This window comes from Corynebacterium sp. zg254, from assembly GCF_024701495.1.
Classification (GTDB): Bacteria; Actinomycetota; Actinomycetes; order Mycobacteriales; family Mycobacteriaceae; genus Corynebacterium; species Corynebacterium zhongnanshanii.
Genome location: NZ_WIAR01000004.1, coordinates 177020 through 196236, shown reverse-complemented (window position 1 = coordinate 196236; position 19217 = coordinate 177020). Strand labels below are relative to the sequence as shown.

The window sequence follows — 19217 nt, the reverse complement described above, 5'->3', positions numbered from 1 at the left end:
CGAGGGAAAGATGTTTGCGACAACTCACCATAATCCTACGGTTGTGCCACACCGTTCACCATCAGCTTCCCCCGTTGACCCTCCGCCGATCTGGAAAGCGCCGATGACAGACTTCCTACGATGAAAGGAGCTTCCCGCGATGACGGAAGCTTCCTATAAAGAAGACCTGGCTGGCAGATGAACTTCATCTGCCAGCCAGGTTGTCTGGTGCACAGCCGGTGATCGGTCGGCCGTGCGTTGTGAGAGGTTGAGGGGTTTTACTTCTTGCCGGTGACCAGCTTCAGGATGTACAGGAACAGGCATGCACCGATCAGACAGGTCAGGAAGGAGAACCACTTTCCACCGGATTCGATGCCGAACAGGGAGAAGACCCAACCGCCGAGGAAACCACCGACGATACCGACTCCGATGTTGGCGAAGATGCCCATCTGCTCATCGGTGCCCATGATCTTGGATCCGATCCAGCCAGCCAGACCACCGATGATGATCCAGCCGAAGAATCCGAGGGCAGGAGTTGCACTTGCTGCGAGAATAATATTTTCCATGCGAACCAGGGTACCAGGATCCCGCGGCACAGGTCGTGGGCGCTGAAACGATTAAGACGAAACGATGAATCCTCTGCCTACAGCTGCTCCTCCAACCACGTCCGCAACACGTCGGCGTGATTCTCACTCTCGTCCTTGTTGGCCGTCAGCAGGACAACGTCTCCCTGACCACCTTGGCCACCACCCCGAACAGCCCTCCGCACCAGCTCCACAGCATCGTCCAACTCCCCTGTGCTCTGCGCGTCCTCCAGCTCCTGGAGGTACAGGCCGGTGAACTCCTCAAAGTCGATTCCGCCGGACTCCGCATGAAAACGCTTCCGCAACTCTGATGACGGCGTGAGCTCTTTCAACCACCCCGCGTCATCGCCCTCGAAGCCCAGATACAGGGACTCTTTCTTCACCCCGCGCGGCCACAGCCGATCAACAAGGAAGTACACCTTCGCGGAGTCTTGCTCATCTCGGACGTTGTACACACGATCCACTGACATGCTCATGGACTCCACGCTATTACGATTCCAGACGCGCTCGCATCCTCAACCCAGCCAGGCCTGCATCCTCAACCCAGCCGAGCCCGCACCACTAACCCAGCCGGGTTCGCATGCGCTCCAGGAAATGCATGGCGTCGTCGTGGAGCATGTCCACCACCTTGCCCGCCGGCATGCGCGAGCGCAGCAGGCTCACACCCTGACCCGCGTGAAGCTTCAGCTCATCGGCGTAGTCACCACCCGGCGCGCGGGCGGCAATGAGTTCGTCGTCGCTCACTTCGCCACGTTCCCGCAGCTCAGCGTACGCATCCACGAAGGAGTTGCGGATGGTTCGGGTGGGCCAGGTTTCGGTGTCCCATGCCTGCTGTTCCGCAATATCGTAGATATCGGTGAGCACGGCGTCGGTGGATCGGGCGTTGACGGACGCCTTCTGCAGTTCTTCGCCGCCGAGGCATTCGGGACTGGCGAGGAAGGCGGTGCCCACCCACGCTGCGTCGGCGCCGGCGGCCAGGACGGACGCCACACCGCGGCCCGAGCCGATGCCACCCGCCACAGCCACGGGGATCGCCGGCGCGTGGATTTCCATGTAGTCCAGGGCGATCTGCATCCATGGGGTGGTGCCCAGGCGTCCGGTGTGACCGCCGGCGTCTGTGCCTTGCACCGTGATCGCGTCCGCCTCGGCCGCCAGGGCCGTGCGGAGCTGGGCGATGGTGTTGACGGGCTGGACCACGCTGATGCCGTGGTCGTGCGCCTCTTCCACGTAGCGGGTGGAGTCGCCGAATCCTAGAGATACGACGCTTGGGCGCGCGTCCAAGACAGCCTTCCACTGTTGCTCACCCAGCTCTGGGTTCTTCTCCATCGCCCAGAGCATAAGGCCGATGCCGTACACGCCGCCCTGGCGGGCGATGGCGGCCTGCTCGGTGATCCATTCGGGCGATGCCGAAGCGGATACGCCAAAGGTGCCGAGGCCGCCGGCGAGGCTGACTGCTCGAGCCAGCTCGCCTCCGGCGCGTCCGGCCATAGGGGCGGAGACGATGGGCTTGTCGATACCCCACAATCTAGTCAGTCGAGTAGTGAAAGAGCTCATACCTATTAGTTTAGACGTTATAACGATGCGTGCCTACTGTCACATGGCGTTCGGCACTGAAGTGCGTGCCACAGACTAGCAACCACGTGGAGCGCGTGCAAGGGGTGGCGAGAGCCCCGGTTTAAGGGGTGGCGACCGCTCCTACTTCAGCGCGTGTGTAGGGGCCAGGCAGTACTATGACAACTATGGCTAAGAACAACCAGTTTTCCCTGAAGTCCGCCCACGACGTCAACACTGTTGCTGTGGTGTCTACCGGCCTGATTGGTGGGTGGCTCACCGCCCGCGAGACCGGCATTCGTCCTCTTGGTGGCGTGATCCTGGCTGCTGCTGGCGGCTACGCGGCTCGCTCCTGGGCGGCGAAGGCCGGGGCTCCTGTCGCTGCGGGCTTGACTGCCGCGTACGTGGGTGCCTTCGGTGCGTCTCACCCGCTAGCTAAGAAGATCGGGGCGTGGCCTGCTGTGCTCACCGTGACCGGCACGGTCGCGGGGCTGGCTTACGCATTGTCTGATTCCCAATAACACCGACGCCGCCGGTTCACCCCGTCAGCACCTCACCCCAACGCCGCGCCGACGATGGTCTGCGCCATCTCCGTCAGCGCTTCGCGGTGTGGATCCACCTCACCGCAGAACTCCACGGGCTCAGCAGCCACGTCCACGCTGAAGCCCGTCGTGAGGGTGCGCATGGCCTTGGCGGCACCTGTGGTGTCGTAGCCGCCGCGGATCCACCAGCTGGCGGGCTTGCCTTCGGTGCGCTCGTGCGCCTGCACGAACACCACGTCGAAGTAGTGTTTCAGCGCGCCGGAGATGTAGCCGAAGTTCGCGGTGGTTCCGAAAATCACGGCGTCCGCGGCCACCAGTTCCTCAGCGAGTTCCTTCTCTGTCTTGCCCTCCAGCGGGGTGCGTTCCACCACGTCCACGTGGACATCGAAGTCGCTACTGGCGTTGATCGTCTCTGCCGCCTCCCGCACTGCCGTCAACACTGTGTCTGCGACATCGCGAGCTGTGGGCGTGGGGCTGTGATGGATTACAAGAATCGTGCGCGTAGAGGTCATGTTCCCATTATCCTTAAAAAGCATGAACACGCCCCCACACGCTCAACCACTCATCCTGCCGTTTAACGGCAAAGTCCCCCGTATCCACCGCTCGGCGTATATCGCCCCGAATGCGACGATCATCGGCGATGTGGAAATTGGACCCGACGTCTCAGTGTTCTATGGATGCGTCCTCCGTGCTGATGTCGGCTCCATCCGAATCGGCGCCCGGACGAACATTCAAGACAACTCCGTGATCCACGAGGAGTCCTCTGCTCCCTGCATCCTGGAAGAGGACGTGACCGTGGGCCACATGGCTCTGCTCCACGGCACGCACGTGGAGAAGGGAACCTTGGTGGGGATGAAGGCGGCTCTGCTGTCTCGGTCCCACGTGGGCCCGGGCACCCTCATCGCCGCGGGAGCCGTGGTGCTGGAGGGCCAGGAGATCCCGGCTAAGTCTCTGGCCGCAGGCGTTCCGGCGAAGGTCCGCCGGGAGCTCAGCACGGAAGAGTCCGAGTATTTCATCACCCATGCCGCGAAATACGTGAACACCGCGAAGGCGCAGGCGCGCGCAACGGGATCGAACGCAGAAGTGCTGCGTTTAGAGGATGTCTTCTTTGAATAGGGCCTAGTCCCCGGATACTCTTGAAGGGTTATGTCTAGCAGCACATCAGGGAACAGCACGCCCACACGGCGTTTCCGCACCGATATCGAAGGCCTCCGTGGATTCGCCATCGCACTGGTTGTTGTTTTCCACGTTTTTGTGGGACGAGTGTCCTCTGGTGTGGACGTGTTCCTTCTCCTCGGTGGCGTGTTCTTCTTCTCAGGCCAGTTGAATAATGCGCTGAATCCGAAGGGGCAAACGCTGCTGCAGTCCCTGGTGCGCATTATCCGCCGCCTGTATCCGCATCTTGTGGTGGTGGTCGCGGCGACGCTTGGTGGCGGCCTGATTGCGCTGTCCACACTGCAGCATTCCAACCTTGCTCACGACGCCGTGGCGTCCCTGGGCTACTTCCAGAACTGGTCGCTTGCGAATACAGGGCGTGAGTACGCCGCCATCCAGCAACAGGTCAGCCCGTATCAGCACCTGTGGTCGATGGCGGTGCAGTTCCAGATCTACGTGGGCAGTCTGCTGTTCATTTGGCTGTTTGCCCTGGTGGTGCGGAAGTATTCACGCCCCATTTTTACGGTCACCTTGGTGGTCGCAACGCTGGCGTCGTTTATCTATGCCACATGGCTCCACGTCGACGATCAAACGTTGAACTACTACTCCACGTTCTCACGTTTCTGGGAGATCGGGCTGGGCGGCCTGCTGGGCATTGTCATTACCAGCCGACGCAGCCGCACTCGCACCGACGGCAGCCCTGCGTTGCTCATGGCGCGGGCGCCGCGGTGGACTCGCTGGGTGATGGGTGTGGTCGGCATCGCCGGCATCATCTTCACGGGCCTGTTCCTGGATGGTGCGCACCAGTTCCCTGGCCCGTGGACGCTGATTCCTCTGCTGGGCACGGTGCTGATTGTGCTGGCGGGCACCGGCACTGAGTACGAGACCGCGGGCACTGATGGTAAAGCGATCGCGGTGAACCGTCTGCTGGAAAGCGCGCCGTTTCAGTTCTTCGGCCGCATTTCCTATGGGCTGTACCTGTGGCACTGGCCGCTGCTGGTTCTTGCGCTGAACCTGTCCGGCCGCACGCAGGTCCCGGCGATGCTGGGGCTTCTGGTGATCGCGGGGTCCATCGTGCTGGCGTGGATCACGATGCGTGTGGTGGAGAAGCCGCTGCGGCAGCAGTCCAAGCAGGAGCGCTCGTGGGTGAAGCTGTTTAGCGGCGTGAAGCCGTTCAAGGTGGCGGCGGCCGTAGCGTTGGCGGGGATTGTGGCGGCGGTTCTGTACGCGCCGACTGTGGTGGATTCCCGTGCGCGCGATAAGGGCGACTTGTTGTGGCAATATGCCTCCAACGCGGACATGTATCCGGGCGCGCGCGCCAACGTGAACAATGAGGATGTGCGGGCGAATCTTCCGCTGGTGCCACCGCTGGAGGATTTTGATGCACTCACGCCTCAGACAGCTTTTGATGGCTGCTCGCAAGGATTCACGGAATCATTCTTGGTTCTGACGCAGGATTACAACCGCTCCCCTGTGCCGTGCGCATATGGAGATGTGCATAGTGACCGCACGCTGTATCTTGTGGGTGCGTCCCACTCGGAGCATTTCCTGCCGGCGTTGGACGTGGTGATGAAATCTCGCGGAATTAAGCTGGTGCCGCTGATGAAAATGGCCTGCCCGATTAATTCTTCCCTGCCGCTGGCCGATGGTTCCCCGAACCCGACCTGCCCAGTGTGGTCGGAAGCTGTAATGCAGTACATCCACGATAATCCTCCCACCGAGGGCATTTTCATGACGGGCACCCGCCCCACCGGTCTACTCGGCCAGGGTCCCGAGGTCGTTCCCGATGAGTTTTTGAAAACTGTTCAGCAGTTCGATTCGTGGGGCATTCATTCCTACCTTGTTCGCGACAATGTGTGGTTCATGAATAATTCCGATGATTCTCAGGGATTGATGGACATGCGCCTGTGCGTTGCCGACATGATGGAGGGAAAGCGGGGAGAAAACGACGCCGGCAGTGGTTACCCTGGGGTCCACAATGAAATGTCGGTGACCTCCGAGGAGATTTCCGAGATTAATTCCGTGTGCGGCAATACTGTTCGCAGCCGTTTGGAGGAAATTAATCCGGCGACGGGCTCGAAGACAGCTGCGTCTGCCTGGGGTAAGGACTCCTCCCCGGAGGTGTCCTTGCGTGCCCACGAGAGCACGCTGGCGCAGGGCACGCTAGCACAAGGCACGAATGGTGCAAGTGCAAGCGCCACGGGCGGTACAGCGCCGATGGCGGGACTGGTTCCCACGGGCTATGTTGATCCGTCGGGCAACCGCTTCTACGTGAACAGCGCTGGTGCGGTGTTCTACACCACCCCTGCGGGCGCGTTGTACCAGCAAGATGCGTATGGAAACTCCATGTTGGTGTCCAGCGCACCGTCGAAGAAGGGCGACTCGTCGAAGAACTCCGATAAGGACTCAAAGAAGTCCAAGGGCTCAGACAAGAACTCGAACGGCTCCAGCACGTCCAGCTCCTCCAGTGCCACCAGCACCTCGAGCAGTTCCAGCGAGACAGCCACGAGCACTGAATCGAGCACGAGCAGCGATGCTGCCGAACCAGAGCGCGACTCTGGCACCAAGGCTCTTCCCAACAACGGCGCCTACAAGGGCCTGAGCGTGACCAACCTTGACCTCACGCCAGTCCTGTGCCGCGATAATTGGTGCCCGGGCATCATCGGCAACGTGGTGGTGTACCGAGACAGCCACCACTACACGAACGTGTTCGCGCGCACCCTGGCGCAGGAAATTGAGCGCCAGATGTTCGGCAGCGTGACTGTCGACTAAAGGCCGGCGCACGTCGACCGGCGCACGTCGACCGGCGCGCTGCGCACCGCGGCTCAGCGCCGGCTAGCTCCGCTGCGCCTGACTGTGCGCCGCCTGGCTGTGCGCCACCCGAGCCTGCGAGGGCCGGTTCTTCAGCGCCCAGCCCAGGACAAACGTAGGGATAAACATCCAGGCGATCGACGCCTGCCAGCGAAGCACGCTATGAATAACTCCCCAGTCCTCCGGCACTTCGAAGGCAAACACCAGGCAGAAGTAGGCTAACCACATCCACACGGAATGCATGGGAGAGGACGGCCGCAGCACCGTGATGAGCAGCGGGAACAGCCAGATGCAGTAGTAGCCCTGCACCAGCCCGCTGCACATGAGCAGACCGCAGAACAGGACGCTCGCACTGGTAGCAGCCCAGAAGAATGGGTCGTGATGCCGCCAAGCGAACAGTGCCCACACGGCGCCGAGAGTGACCAGCATCAAGACAACCTTCAGTCCCAGCACTAGCTCGGGGTTCCACCCCAGCTGCAGGCCCATGCCGTCCAGCGAGCCATTGTTGTAATCCCGGGGCTCGCCGATGTACGGCAGCAGGCGCTCGAAATAGTCCCCTGGGCGGGCCATGGTGGCATAACCCAACGCGAAGTACAGGCAGAACAACAGACCAGCCACCAGCAGCACCGCCCACTGGAATGTGAGAACAGACAGCACCGCCAGCGCCACGAACTGGGGCTTAATACTCAAGGCCACGGACAGCACCACCGCGGCAACCAGAGTATCGGGTCGCTTGAGGCTACTCACCATCCACGGAACGAGCGGCTCGTCGCTGGCCTGCCGAGCACGCAGAAGGGACACCGTCGCCAGAATGAAGATGACCTGAAGTAACAGCAAGAAGCCATTGATGTTGGTGTACTTCAAGGTCGATCGCACGGGCTCCGCGAAGAAGAATGTGACGGTCACGAAGCCAGCGCAGACCACCAGCGCGCGGCGCCCCGGTCCCGCCACCGCCCTGGACAGCAGGTACATCGCCAGCAGAATGCAGCCGGCCCCGGCAAGCAGCATCACCCAGCGCGCCAGATCGCGGCCCGGAAGCCAGCCAAGAGGGCTGATGAGCAGGGTTCCTCCGGGCGAGTACAGATAGTGAGGGTCTTGTGTGGAATAGTCCTCGTCGTACACCGGCTGGCCGGAGAGGTACTTGGTGACCGCGTTCCAGATGGGGTCGAAATCCGGACCGGAGGATCCTAAAGGTTGCAACACAACGGCCACCAGGACGGCAACTCCCGCCACCACAAACAGAAACTTCGCAGCCAAAGACCTGCCCGGACCACCGTGCTGAGCATCGCCCAGGTAGGACGGGCGAGTCAAAAAATCAATCAAAGTACCAAGTCTGGAGTGCGCGCTGTCTTTCATCACCCCAGAGTCTAGCCCACGCGCCTGAGAACTCTCAGGCAGCGTGCGGGAACATCTGCGCTTCCACTTCCCCAGCCAACATGCGGGAGAACACGTTCGTCAGATGCGAAGAATCGCGGTACACCAGCACATTACCAATCACACCGGGGCACACATGCTCGTCACACAACCCGTCGGTCAGATCCACATGCGTCACATCCAACCCGGCCAAGCCCTCCAATGCAGGGTTCACATCCTGGAAGGCCGCCTGGCGGGACATGCCGCAGTTCGCGTCCACATCCTCCGGGTCGTACAGGCCATCGGCCACACACAAACGAACATCAATATCGCCGATGTCATCGTGAGGCCACGGGGTATCGCGTTGCGCCCATACGTGAATCCCGGCGTCGTTGAAACGGGTCACAAGATCCCGCACACCCGGCGCGAATTCCTCCGGCCCCTTCGTCCCCGGCTCAGGATGCGTGGAAATCAGGTACACGCCCTCCGTGGGCGGGTTGTCCAGGATGTAGCGCGTGGTGGATTCCTGCCATTCGCCGCACTCCGGGTAATCGCCGCCATCAGAGCGGACCGCACCGCCGCCGGGGTAGCAGCTCATCTTCACCAGCACCTTAATCTTGATGCCGCGCTCCTTGCCCATAGAATCCAGGGCCGGCAGCATGTGCTCAGCATGGGAGTTACCGAACAGGTAAATCGTCCGATCGGAATCCACATCGCCGTACACGCAGGGGTCCGAGCCGCTATTACGGTCGTGGGTCAGCACCGGCTCGGCCTCTTCGAACAAGGCCGAGCAGCCATCCACGTGAGTCTTCGGATACATCGAATCCACGTTCGCGTTCGCATCCGGGATCGGTGTGGCGCTAGACACCTTCTGCCCAGACAGGAGGTCCTGGGGGCCGGGGTACACCTCAGGCTCGGCACTGACCACGGCCTCGGAATCCACGTCCCGCGGGGCCACCGCTACGGACAGACCCACCACCGCGACAGCGGCGGCGGCCACATACGCCGCTCCAAGACGGCGGCGATGGCCGGAGTGGAAGGCTGTTTTCATGTAGGCGGCGTCGAAGAAAATCCAGCTCCGCGAGCGCGGCTTCACGACCTGCCGCAGCGGAGTTTCCACGAAACGGTAGGTCAGCCACGCCAGACCCAGGGACACCAGGATCGTCCCGACGCCCACAGCCGCACCCAGGCCGCCCGGGATCGTGGCGAAGATACCCATGCCGCTGTGCACGGTGCGGCGGTCATCGCCGGCGAAATAGAACGTCGCGAGCACCAGAAGCGGCCAGTGCCACAGATACAGACTGTAGGACGTTTTGCCCAGGAACTGCAGCGGACCGGACTCCAACAGCGCGCGCACGCCCGCCGGATGCTCCCCCGTCGCGGAAGGATTTCCCGCGAGGATCACCAGCGCCGCACCAGCCAGCGGGATCAGCGTGGCAGGGCCAGGGAACTGCTCGGCGCCGTTGAGGAACACGCCCGTCCCCACAATCAGCAGCAGACCCACTACCGCGGCGGGGAGCCGGAACGCATCCAGCGCCTTCGGCAATGGCTTCGCAATCACCCACATGCCGAAAATGCCGCCCAGGCCAATCTCCCAGAAACGAGACAGCGGCGAATAATAATTCCAGCCTTGGTCCGTGCCGTGCAGGTACAGCGCGTAGACGAAGCTCGCGATCGTCGCGACCACCACCAGCGTCCGCAGCGCCGTGGCCGACCAGTGCGCACGCCGGGTCAGCGCCGCAATCAGGGCGATCACCAGCAGGCCACCCACGTAAATCTGCATCTGCACCGACATCGACCACAAATGCTGGAACAGGCTGACGTCCCGGCTGATCGCGGCGTAATCACTATTGTTCAACGCCAGCTGGAAATTCTGCCAATACGTCATCGACGCCACCGCGTCCTGCCCTACCGGACCCCACCTGGCAGGTGAATACACCAGCAGGGCCAGGAGGAAACTAAGCCCCACGACCGTGACCAGCGCCGGGAAGAGACGGCGGAGCATGCGCACGATCGCCTGCACCACAGTGAGGCCCTGGGGGTTCACCGCGTTACGAATCTGAGAGGCGAAGAAGAAAACACCCCCGACGAACAGGAAGACATCCACACCTGAGGACACACGTCCTACGAAGATGTGGAAGATCACGACCAGCGAAATTGCGAATCCGCGTAGCCCATCTATGTCGTTTCTATAAGCGCCCGAGCGGCCAGTGGGGGTAGCCATAACAAAATACAGTTTAGGGGTTTTCTTAGGAACGCGCCTAATCCGATGGGGACGGGGAGGCGATGGCGGTTGTGTTGGTGTGGTGTTGGGGACGGGATGGGACGGCCGTAGTGGGGCGTGAGGTGGCGTGGTTGAGAGGCGGGCGTCGGACAAAAATTAGGCGAAGGGGTCATCCTCAGGGTCGGTCTGGGCGCGCAACTCGATGGCGTGGGCAATGGCGTCGGCGCGGGCGGCGCCCCAGTAATGGGCGACGAAAGCGCAGGCCATGTCCATCCCCGCGGCCACACCGGAGGAGGTCCAGCGGTCGCGATCGTGGACCCAGCGGGCACGGCGCTGCCAGTCCACGGTGCGGCCGAAGCTGGTCGCCCAGTCGTAGGCGCGCTTGTTGGTGGTGGCCCGGTAGCCGTCCAGGAGGCCCGCCGCGGCGAGCAGGGCCGAGCCCGTGCAGACGGATGTGAGGAGCGTGGCGTTCTTCGCGGTGTCTGTGAGTGCCTGGAGGAAATCTGGATCTTCGATCAGCGTGCGCGTTCCCAATCCGCCGGGGACCAGAAGGGCGTGGCCTGAGGCGTTGGGTTGTGTGGTGTTGGGTTGTGTGGTGCTGGTCTGGGGGTTGCTGGCTAGCGCTGTGTCGGCTAAGGCTGTATCAACTAAGGCGCGGTCAGCCTGGAAGACCGCACCTTGGGAGCTTCTGGCTGGTTGCCCGTCAAGCGTCACGTACTCGAGCTCGAGGTCATCGATCTTGGACCAGACCTCGACTGGGCCGGCAACGTCGAGAAGCTCGAAGCCGTCGAAGAGCAGGATCGTGATGCGACGGGGCGGTTGCTGTGAAGAGGTCTGGGCAGGTTGCTGGGGCATGACGCGCAGGAAACCCTTCTCTAGGATGGGGAAGGAAGACACATGCTTCGAGGAAACAATCAACGAAGACTAAGGATTAAGGAGAATATCATGATTGTCAGCACAACTGCGACTGTGCAAAACCACGTCGTCGATGACTACATCCGCATCGTCTCTGGTGAGACGGTCGTGGGCATCAACATGCTCAAAGACATCGGCGCAGGATTCCGCGACATCTTCGGCGGGCGCTCCAAGGGCTACGAGGATTCCATCGGTAAGGCACGCGAAACCGCACTAGCGGAGATGGTTGATCGTGCTATCGAGCAGGGCGCCAACGGTGTGATCGGTGTGAAGATCGACTACGAATCCGTGGGCACGGGCGGCATGATGCTGGTCACTGCTACCGGCACTGCGGTGACCCTACGCCCTGAATAGCTCTCCTATCCACGGCTTCTACAAATTGTTCGACCATAACGCCAGATTTGGGGCGAAATCTGGCGTTATGGTCGAACAATTTGTGAAAGAGAAGTGTGGGGATCAGCGGTCGGCGTCCGCCGGCAAGATATGCGCTCCTTCCTTATCCAATGTCAGCGCAATGGAAGACACATAGAGCCTCTCCCCATCCGGACCATGCTGCGGTGACGCGAGCATATCCGGCCGCTCCACTTCCTCCCCGGTGATCGCACAGGTCAGCGTCTCCGCGCTCGGATTCCCATGCTCATCGAGCATAGGGAGGTCGATGCCATCGGACCGGCGTCGAAGATAATATTTACCTCGCGTGAGCACAGCCATCAGGGGCGTGACGACCACCGCAAGCAGCGCGGACACCAAAGGAGCAAACGCCGCGAGGGGCGCACCGAACGCGCCGAAGAACACGGCCACGGACACGCCACCGGCCAGCAGCACGGAGACAATGCCGACCGGGTTGTAGTCGTGCAGCATCCCACGGCGGAACTCCGGCTGCCGCGGGGACAAGTTCAACAGATACTTGTTAAACACAATGTCCGCGGCGACCGTGAAGATCCAGGCAATCGCGAAATTAGAATAAAAAGCCAGCACGAAACTCAAAACCTGGAACAGGTTGAACTCCATCAACGCCAAAGAAATACCCACGTTCAGCAGGACAAACGTCACACGACCCGGATAGCGCTTAACGCATCGAGAGTAAATGTTGGTCCACGCCACTGAACCGCAATACGCGTTGGTGACATTGATCTTGATCTGCGAAATAACCACCAGGAACACAGCAAGCACCAAAGCCAACCACGGGGGCATAAGGTCAGAATAGAGTGAGAAGAACTGGTTCACCGGCTCAATAGCCAGGTCCGTAGATTGACCCAGAGTCGCAATAATGTACACGCCCAGAAACGCGCCGATGATCTGCTTCGTCGCTCCAAAAAACACCCAACCCGGGCCACCCAGGATCACTGCTGTCCACCATGCTCGCCGATTCTGGGGCGTCTTGGCTGGCATAAAGCGAAGGTAGTCGATGTTTTCAGCAATCTGAGCTACCAAAGACAAGCACACTCCCGCCGCCAGCATCATAGCCGCGAGAGACACACCGGAACCGTTTTCCCCTGAGTACTCCAGAAATGTCGAGATGGATCCCGGCTCCTTCACGAGCAAGTAGACCATTGGGAGAATCATCATGACCAACCACAGAGGATTAGTCCAGGATTGCAGCTTCGCGAGAAACCTCATTCCATAGATCACCAGCGGAATGATCATGAGAGAGGAGACAAGATAGCCCGCCCACAGGGGCAGCCCGAAGCCCAGTTTCAAGCCTTGGGCCATGATCGCGCCTTCTGTGGCGAACAGAATAAAGGTGAAGGAGACAAAGATCAGGTTCGTGAGAATAGATCCCATGTACCCGAAACCTGAGCCGCGGGTAATGAGATCCAAGTCCACATTATAGCGGGCCGCATAATAGGCCAGCGGGAACGAAGAAATGAAGATCAAGACTGTGGCGATGAGGATTCCGCCAAGCGCATTGACCGTGCCGTGCTGGATTCCAATCGTGGCGCCGATGGAGAAATCGGCCAGGTAGGCGATGCCACCCAGAGCGGATCCCGCCACCACAGCTGGGGTCCACCTGCGGTAATGGCGCGGTGCGAACCTTAAGGAGAAGTCCTCGGAGGACTTTGCTGCGGCTTTGCGAGCTTCGGCAGCTTGCGAGGCATCAGGCGTGCCTGCGGGTGATGGTCCAGCTGGTGCTTTGCCTGATGGTCCAGCAGCTGGAGTGTCTGCTGTGTTGAGTGTGAGTGATTGAGTCATGCCCTGCACTGTATGAGGGCAATATTTCACCTCTAGGTCTACTTCGGTAACAGGTGTGTTTCACTCTCGTCCGAAGCGGGCCTCCGTGTTTCAGTTATGTTTCCATAACGGGCGCGGCCACCGGGCCCAGCCAACGGGTGCGGTCGCCTTGGCACGGCCACCTTGGCCCAGACTGGGCGCAGCCCGCCCGGCAGGCATGTGGGGCGCGGCCAACCGAAAAAAGTTCGACCAAAACGCCAATTTTGGGGCGAAAATTGGCGTTTTGGTCGAACAATTTGTAAGAAGCTGGGCCTAGACCTGGTCGATCGGCCGGATCATAATGGACTCCACATCCATATGCGCTGGTCGCGCAGCGATCCACCGGATCGTCTCACCGATATCCTCGGCCACCAGGTTCTGCACATCCGCGTACACAGAATCCGCACGCTCCTGGTCGCCCTTGAACCGGTTCAAAGAAAAGTCCGTCGCCACGCGCCCCGGATCCACCTGGCACACGCGCACGTTCCGCTCCGCGAACTCCATGCGCATCACATCGGTCAGCGCCGTCTCTCCGAACTTCGCGGCGTTGTACCCAGCGCCGTTGCGGTACGCGCCGCGCCCCGCCACGGACACCACGTTAATCACCTGCGGTGCCTCCGCCTTCTCCAAGGCGGGGAACAGAGCGCGCGTCACCTCCAGCGTGCCCATCACGTTCGCTTCGTACATCCAGCGCCAATCGGCGGCGTCCGTGTCCAGGATCGGCTCCAGCCCGCGCGCGCCTCCGGCGTTGTTGACCAGCAGGTCCACGCCCTGCGCGCCTTCGGCCTCGACGATCTCCTCCACCGTGCTCGCCAGCGCTTGCACGCTCTCCAGGTCCGTCACGTCCGTCTCGGCCACCCATGCTTTCCCGCCGAGCGCCTTAATCTCGTCGGCGACTCGATTCAAGTGCGCTGGGCGTCGGGCAGACAGGACAACGATCCATCCGTCCTTCGCAAGCAATTTCGCGGTGGCTTCCCCAATTCCCGCCGACGCCCCCGTCACCACAGCAATTCGGCCGCCGACGGGGAGATTGACGTTGTTAATATCCATGTTGTTACCCATGTCGCCAATCTTAAACCCAGTGGGTGGCGTGGCGGAGTCGCCTCGCGGATCGGCGGTATTGTCATACACGAAGCTTTGTACAGGCGCTGTCACCGGCGCTTTTCACAGGAGGACGCATGCGCACTGGCACGAAAATCGCCGCGGGAGTGGGAGGCGGCGTGGTGGCCACGGCTGTCATCCTGGGCACGGTCGTTGGCACTCAAGCCGCGCCGGAGGCTCGGGTGGGTACGGGCTATGCGGCGCAGGCGTCCTGCGTGCAGCATTTCATTAACAAGACCGGCTCGGGGCCGGATCTGCCAGATGAGCCGATCGCGAACCTGCTTAGCACCAGCTTCAACGTCCCGGAGGATAAGGTGCAGGCCAGTGTGTTTGGGCTGTATGCGTCTGAGGCTTTTTATACCGAGGGGGTGGGGTGCACGGTCGCCCAGGAGCGGCCCGAGTTTAAGAACGAGGTGCCGGATATTGATGAGCGTGTGCGCCAGGTGATCGAGGCGAAGGGCATCGGGCATCCGGAGAAGCCTTTGGCTAATGGGGAGGCGCAGCGTGCGGTGGATGCTGCGGTGAAGAAGGCTTTTGAGGTGGACGGCACGCGGGGTGTGGTGGTCGTGAAGGATGGGAATCTGATTTCGGAGGAGTACGCGAAGGATTATAAGGCGTATAACGCGCAGCTGGGGTGGTCGATGACGAAGTCTGTGGCGAATGTGCTGATGGGGCGTGTGGAGCAGCTGGATCCGGAGTTTTCTGTGCAGGATTCGGCGCTGACTGGGTTGGATTGGGTTGATACTGACAGTGGTATTGCTGATGGTACTGCTGATAGTACTGCTAATTCGGACGGTACTGCCGGTAGTACCACCACCTCGCGCGAGAAGAAGGCCACCAAAGCGGACATCACCTACTCTGACCTGCTCCGCATGCAATCCGGCCTGGCCTGGGATGAAACCTATGACACCACCGGTGATGTCGCCCGCATGCTCTACACCAGCTCGAACATGGGCAAGTTCGTCGCGGACAAGGACCTCGAGCACGCGCCCGGCACGTACCGCGAGTACTCCACCGGCTCCACCACGCTGGCGTGCGCCGCGATGCAGGAAAAATCCACCGTGGCGCAGCGCGCTGGCGTGGCGTTGGCGTGGGAAACGCTGTTCAGGCCGGTGGGGATGGCCAGTGCCATGATTTCCCCCGACGCCCACGGCACACTCCAATGCGGCTCCAGCGCCTATGCCACGCCTCGTGACTGGGCGAAGTTCGGGCAGTTCGTCATGAACAACGGTGTGGTCAATGGGCGGCAGCTGCTGCCGGCCGGGTGGATGAAGGCCTCCTTGACGGAGCATGAGGTGGATGAGGTGCAGAAGAACAAGGATGGCTCGGATCCGGGGCATTACGGTTCCGGCTGGTGGCTAAACAGCGCCACCACGGGCGAGGCGGCCTTCGGCAGCGAGACTGATGACGCGTACAGCACGAACGGCAGCGCAAGCGAGAGCGTGAGTGCGAGTGCGGCTACCACCGGCAGCGCGGGCACGAGTGGCCGCACGCAGACCGACGACCGCACCTACGCAGACCTTCCTGCGGACATGTTCTGGGCCGATGGGCACGATGGCCAGTTCATGGTGGTGGTGCCGTCGGAGAATCTGATCGTGGTGCGCCAGGGATTCTCCCCTGGCGTGGGTGTGAGCAGCTCGAAAACTCTGGATATTGTCCGGGCTGCGATCACAGCGACGCACTAGCGCCGTGCAGCGCACTGACGCTGGCCGCGACCCAGCGCTGCGCGCCGAGTAGGCTCCGCGCGACAACGCTCAGCGCCGCTCGCGGCGCCCGCGCTAGAGCTGCGCGAGCGCCTGCTCCACGTCCGCCAGCAGGTCGTTGATGTCTTCAATGCCCACGGAGATACGGACCAGGTCATCCGGCACCTCCAGCTGGGATCCCTTCACAGATTGGTGCGTCATGGTGCCCGGGTGCTCCAGCAGGGACTCCACACCGCCCAGGGATTCCGCCAGACAGATCAGCTTCGTGGACATACAGAACTTCAGCGCCGCCTCCTGGTTGTGGAAGCGGACCGACATCATGCCACCGAAGCCCTTGCCCGTGGACTGCTTGGCAGCCACCTCGTGGCCGGGGTGCGTCTCCAAACCGGGGTACAGCACTTCCTTTACTTCAGGCCGGCCGCTTAAGTACTCCGCAATCGCCAGCGCATTGGAGCTGTGACGCTCCATGCGCACACCAAGGGTTTTCACTCCTCGGGCAGCGAGGTAGGCGTCGAACGGCGAGGCAACCGGCCCCACTCCACCGAGCAGGAAGTCGAGCTTCTGGTCCAGCAACTCGTTGTTGCAGATCACCGCTCCGCCGACCACATCCGAGTGGCCGCCGATGTACTTCGTGGTGGAATGCAGGACCACGTCCGCGCCCTGCTCCAGGGGGCGCTGCAGGTATGGGGAGGCAAAGGTATTGTCCACGATGAGCTGGGCGCCGGGGATGATGGCGTCGAAGTTCGTGGCGTGCACCAGGTTCTGGGCTTCCTTCACGGGGCTCGCATTCTCGCCAGCACCGGCAGCGTCCGCAGCCTCGGCCGGGTTCTCGGCATTCGCTGGGTTCGCCGTGTTTACAGCGCCCTCGCCCGGCGCGCCGACACCAGCGATACCCTCAGCTTCCTCAGCCTCCTCAGCGACCACACCATTGCGCACATTGTGTGCCTTCACGCGCTCGGCCACGGCCTGAATATCCGTCACCGCCATCAGCGGGTTCGTAGGAGTCTCCAGCCACACCACCTTGGTGTTCTCCTGCAGCGCACCGGCGACAGCGTCCACGTCGGTGGTGTCCACCACGGTCAGCTCCACGCCCCACTCGCGGAAGAACGTGTTCAGCAGGCGGTAGGTGCCACCGTAGGCGTCGTGCCCAATGATGACGTGATCCCCCGGCAGCAGCAGCGCCCGCAGCAGGATATCCGTCGCCGCCATACCCGACGCAAACACTCGGCCGTACCGTCCGCCCTCAAGACGCGTGAGCGTCTGTGCCAACGACGCCACCGTGGGATTCGCCACTCGCGCATACTCAAACCCACCGCGAAGGTCGTTCGGGGCATTCTGGGCGAACGTGGTGGACGCCCAGATAGGAACGTTGATGGAACCCATATGCTGATCGGGGGTCCAACCAGCGTGAATGGCGGCGGTGTCGAAGCCGCTGAACTCATGAGTTCCGTGGGAATCAGAGCCGTGGGAATCGTGGGCGCTCATGGAAGACCTTCCTTAAACGAGACATCGGGGCTATCAGCGCGCCGGCGCACTAGTATGCGCTGGAGCGAACCACTGTGCGCTGGCGGGTGCCACTGCGCACAGGTACATGAACGCAGTGTATCGCAACTAGACCAAGCTGTTCACTTTAAGGGGAGGTTTATGGAGTGCGAGGTTCGGCGTCGGTTTCTAAAGGATCAATGGAATCCGCAGCACCCGCACGTGGCGCCACCGTCACCCGCGACGCAATCTCCGACTCCTCGAAATAATCAGCCCGCGCCACCGGCTTGCGGCCATGCACCGCGAAATACACGCCCGCAGCCACCACCGTCAGGCCCGCCAACAGCCAATACATCGGGGAAAAGCCCAGCTGGGTGACCACAAGACCCAACAGCAACGGGCCGAATCCCACGCCCACGTCCATGAGCAAAAACATCGTAGAAATGCCGGCGCCCATCTCCCGCACATCCACCAAACGCACGGAAATCGCCTGCACAGCCGGCATCAGCGAACCATACCCCAAGCCCACCAACGCGCCAGCCACCACAACCTGCCAATCGGTAGACACACACGCCAACAGTGCCAGGCCCGCCACGAAGGACACCAACGCCATGTAAATCACCACGTTGTCCCCACGCGCATCCTGCACGCGACCCAGAATGAAACGCATCACCAAGGACACGCCGGCATACGCGAGGAAGAACAAGCTGGCGCCGGTCATCAGGCCGTTGGCCTCGGAGTACGCGTTCAAGTACGTGATCACTCCGGCGTACGCCACACCCACCAGCAGCATGAACGAGCCGATCGGCGCGACCTTCGGGTGGATCACTGACGCCAGGGAGAAGCGCTTGCGTGGGGTGGAGTTGTCGGCATTGCCAGAAGCGGGGCCGTGACCAGCCTGCGCGTCGCCCGGCTCGGGCAGCTTCAACAGCAACCCCAGTCCCAGCGCCACCACGGACAGGCTCAGCACCGTCACGAAGATTGCGCTGTAGCCCACGTGCTGCGACAGCGCCAGGCCAGTTGCCGGTCCCAGCGCGGTCGCCAGCGTCACACCCAACGTGAAGTAGCCGGTACCTTCGGCGCGACGGCTGCTCGGTATTAGGGATTGCGCCACGGCCATGATGGCGGTGGAGGCCACGGCGTAGCTCACGCCGTGCAGAATGCGTACAACTATCAGTAGTGGCAGTGATTGCGCGAGGAAATACAGCGCACAGGAAATAGCCACCGCGACCAGGGAAAACAGGAGCGTGCGCTTGTGACCCATCGCGTCCACGATGTAGCCGGAGAACATGCGGGCGAACGTCGCGCCCACCACGAAGGACGAGGAGGCGAAACCACCCGCAGTGTCAGACGCCTGGAATTGCTGCACCGCATACAGCGCCATCGTGGTGACCAACAGGTAGAACACCATGAATTGCGCGAAGTTCACCAGCCAGGCGAGCACAAAAGTTGGGGAGATGATCTTCTCCGTTTTCGCGGACGTTGTCGCGGATGTTTTCGCGGACTTCGAGGCAGACGTTGAAGCGGACGTTGCGGACACCTTCTTCCTATGTGGGCGCGGCCAGCCCTTGTGCAACAATGAGCAACAAAACCCAGCGGCAGCGCG

At 61.6% G+C, this 19217-nt stretch carries 16 protein-coding genes; 5 read left to right on the top strand and 11 right to left on the bottom strand.

The features are described 5' to 3' along the window. Positions 1–257: 257 nt before the first annotated feature. The 3 genes from GC425_RS09785 to GC425_RS09775 all read right to left on the bottom strand — a co-directional run bounded on the left by GC425_RS09785 (position 258) and on the right by GC425_RS09775 (position 2117). Positions 258–545: a GlsB/YeaQ/YmgE family stress response membrane protein gene (locus tag GC425_RS09785; protein WP_151842731.1), complete on the bottom strand. Its 288-nt coding sequence runs from the start codon at positions 543–545 to the stop codon at positions 258–260. Positions 546–622: 77 nt separating this feature from the next. Then, entirely contained in the window at positions 623–1039 is a 417-nt protein-coding gene (locus GC425_RS09780; protein WP_231699812.1) for a DUF488 domain-containing protein, read from the bottom strand. A gap of 85 nt (positions 1040–1124) precedes the next feature. Next, positions 1125–2117: a nitronate monooxygenase family protein gene (locus tag GC425_RS09775; RefSeq protein ID WP_151844895.1), complete on the bottom strand. Its 993-nt coding sequence runs from the start codon at positions 2115–2117 to the stop codon at positions 1125–1127. Positions 2118–2302: 185 nt separating this feature from the next. Between GC425_RS09775 and GC425_RS09770 the strand changes: the two genes are divergently transcribed. After that, positions 2303–2635 (top strand): hypothetical protein, encoded by a 333-nt coding sequence (locus GC425_RS09770; protein ID WP_192930446.1) that lies wholly within the window; start codon positions 2303–2305, stop codon positions 2633–2635. A 32-nt stretch (positions 2636–2667) separates the two neighbouring features. Here GC425_RS09770 and GC425_RS09765 read toward each other — a convergent pair whose 3' ends face one another. Further along, positions 2668–3168 carry a flavodoxin family protein gene (locus GC425_RS09765; protein WP_151844893.1) on the bottom strand — a complete coding sequence of 167 codons (501 nt, stop codon included), beginning with the start codon at positions 3166–3168 and terminating at the stop codon, positions 2668–2670. Positions 3169–3190: 22 nt separating this feature from the next. Here GC425_RS09765 and GC425_RS09760 point away from each other — a divergent pair, with 22 nt between their 5' ends. Together GC425_RS09760 and GC425_RS09755 are read left to right on the top strand one after the other, a co-directional pair. Further along, entirely contained in the window at positions 3191–3772 is a 582-nt protein-coding gene (locus tag GC425_RS09760; protein WP_151844892.1) for a gamma carbonic anhydrase family protein, read from the top strand. Positions 3773–3802: 30 nt separating this feature from the next. Further along, on the top strand, positions 3803–6583 hold the full coding sequence (locus GC425_RS09755; RefSeq protein WP_151844891.1) for an acyltransferase family protein: 2781 nt from the start codon (positions 3803–3805) through the stop codon (positions 6581–6583). Between the two features lie 63 nt (positions 6584–6646). Here GC425_RS09755 and GC425_RS09750 read toward each other — a convergent pair whose 3' ends face one another. From GC425_RS09750 to GC425_RS09740, 3 genes are all read right to left on the bottom strand, one after another. Then, on the bottom strand, positions 6647–7945 hold the full coding sequence (locus GC425_RS09750) for a glycosyltransferase family 87 protein (protein ID WP_192930445.1): 1299 nt from the start codon (positions 7943–7945) through the stop codon (positions 6647–6649). A 67-nt stretch (positions 7946–8012) separates the two neighbouring features. Next, positions 8013–10199 carry an acyltransferase family protein gene (locus tag GC425_RS09745; protein WP_151844889.1) on the bottom strand — a complete coding sequence of 729 codons (2187 nt, stop codon included), beginning with the start codon at positions 10197–10199 and terminating at the stop codon, positions 8013–8015. 156 nt (positions 10200–10355) lie between these two features. Continuing rightward, positions 10356–11054: a DJ-1/PfpI family protein gene (locus GC425_RS09740; protein ID WP_151844888.1), complete on the bottom strand. Its 699-nt coding sequence runs from the start codon at positions 11052–11054 to the stop codon at positions 10356–10358. Between the two features lie 90 nt (positions 11055–11144). Here GC425_RS09740 and GC425_RS09735 point away from each other — a divergent pair, with 90 nt between their 5' ends. Continuing rightward, positions 11145–11468 carry a YbjQ family protein gene (locus tag GC425_RS09735; protein WP_151842740.1) on the top strand — a complete coding sequence of 108 codons (324 nt, stop codon included), beginning with the start codon at positions 11145–11147 and terminating at the stop codon, positions 11466–11468. 102 nt (positions 11469–11570) lie between these two features. Here the strand turns inward: GC425_RS09735 and GC425_RS09730 are convergent, their stop codons facing one another. Continuing rightward, positions 11571–13307 carry a cytosine permease gene (locus tag GC425_RS09730; protein ID WP_151844887.1) on the bottom strand — a complete coding sequence of 579 codons (1737 nt, stop codon included), beginning with the start codon at positions 13305–13307 and terminating at the stop codon, positions 11571–11573. Between the two features lie 291 nt (positions 13308–13598). After that, on the bottom strand, positions 13599–14387 hold the full coding sequence (locus GC425_RS09725; RefSeq protein ID WP_231699811.1) for an SDR family oxidoreductase: 789 nt from the start codon (positions 14385–14387) through the stop codon (positions 13599–13601). Between the two features lie 116 nt (positions 14388–14503). On the opposite strand from GC425_RS09725, the gene GC425_RS09720 reads away from it, so the two are divergent. Then, a complete protein-coding gene (locus GC425_RS09720) occupies positions 14504–16111 on the top strand; it encodes a serine hydrolase (RefSeq protein WP_151844886.1) in 1608 nt (535 codons plus the stop codon). A gap of 93 nt (positions 16112–16204) precedes the next feature. Here the strand turns inward: GC425_RS09720 and GC425_RS09715 are convergent, their stop codons facing one another. Then, positions 16205–17614, bottom strand: a complete 1410-nt coding sequence (locus tag GC425_RS09715; RefSeq protein ID WP_231699810.1) for a PLP-dependent transferase — start codon at positions 17612–17614, stop codon at positions 16205–16207. Positions 17615–17771: 157 nt separating this feature from the next. Next, on the bottom strand, positions 17772–19151 hold the full coding sequence (locus GC425_RS09710) for an MFS transporter (protein ID WP_202879028.1): 1380 nt from the start codon (positions 19149–19151) through the stop codon (positions 17772–17774). Positions 19152–19217: the final 66 nt, after the last annotated feature.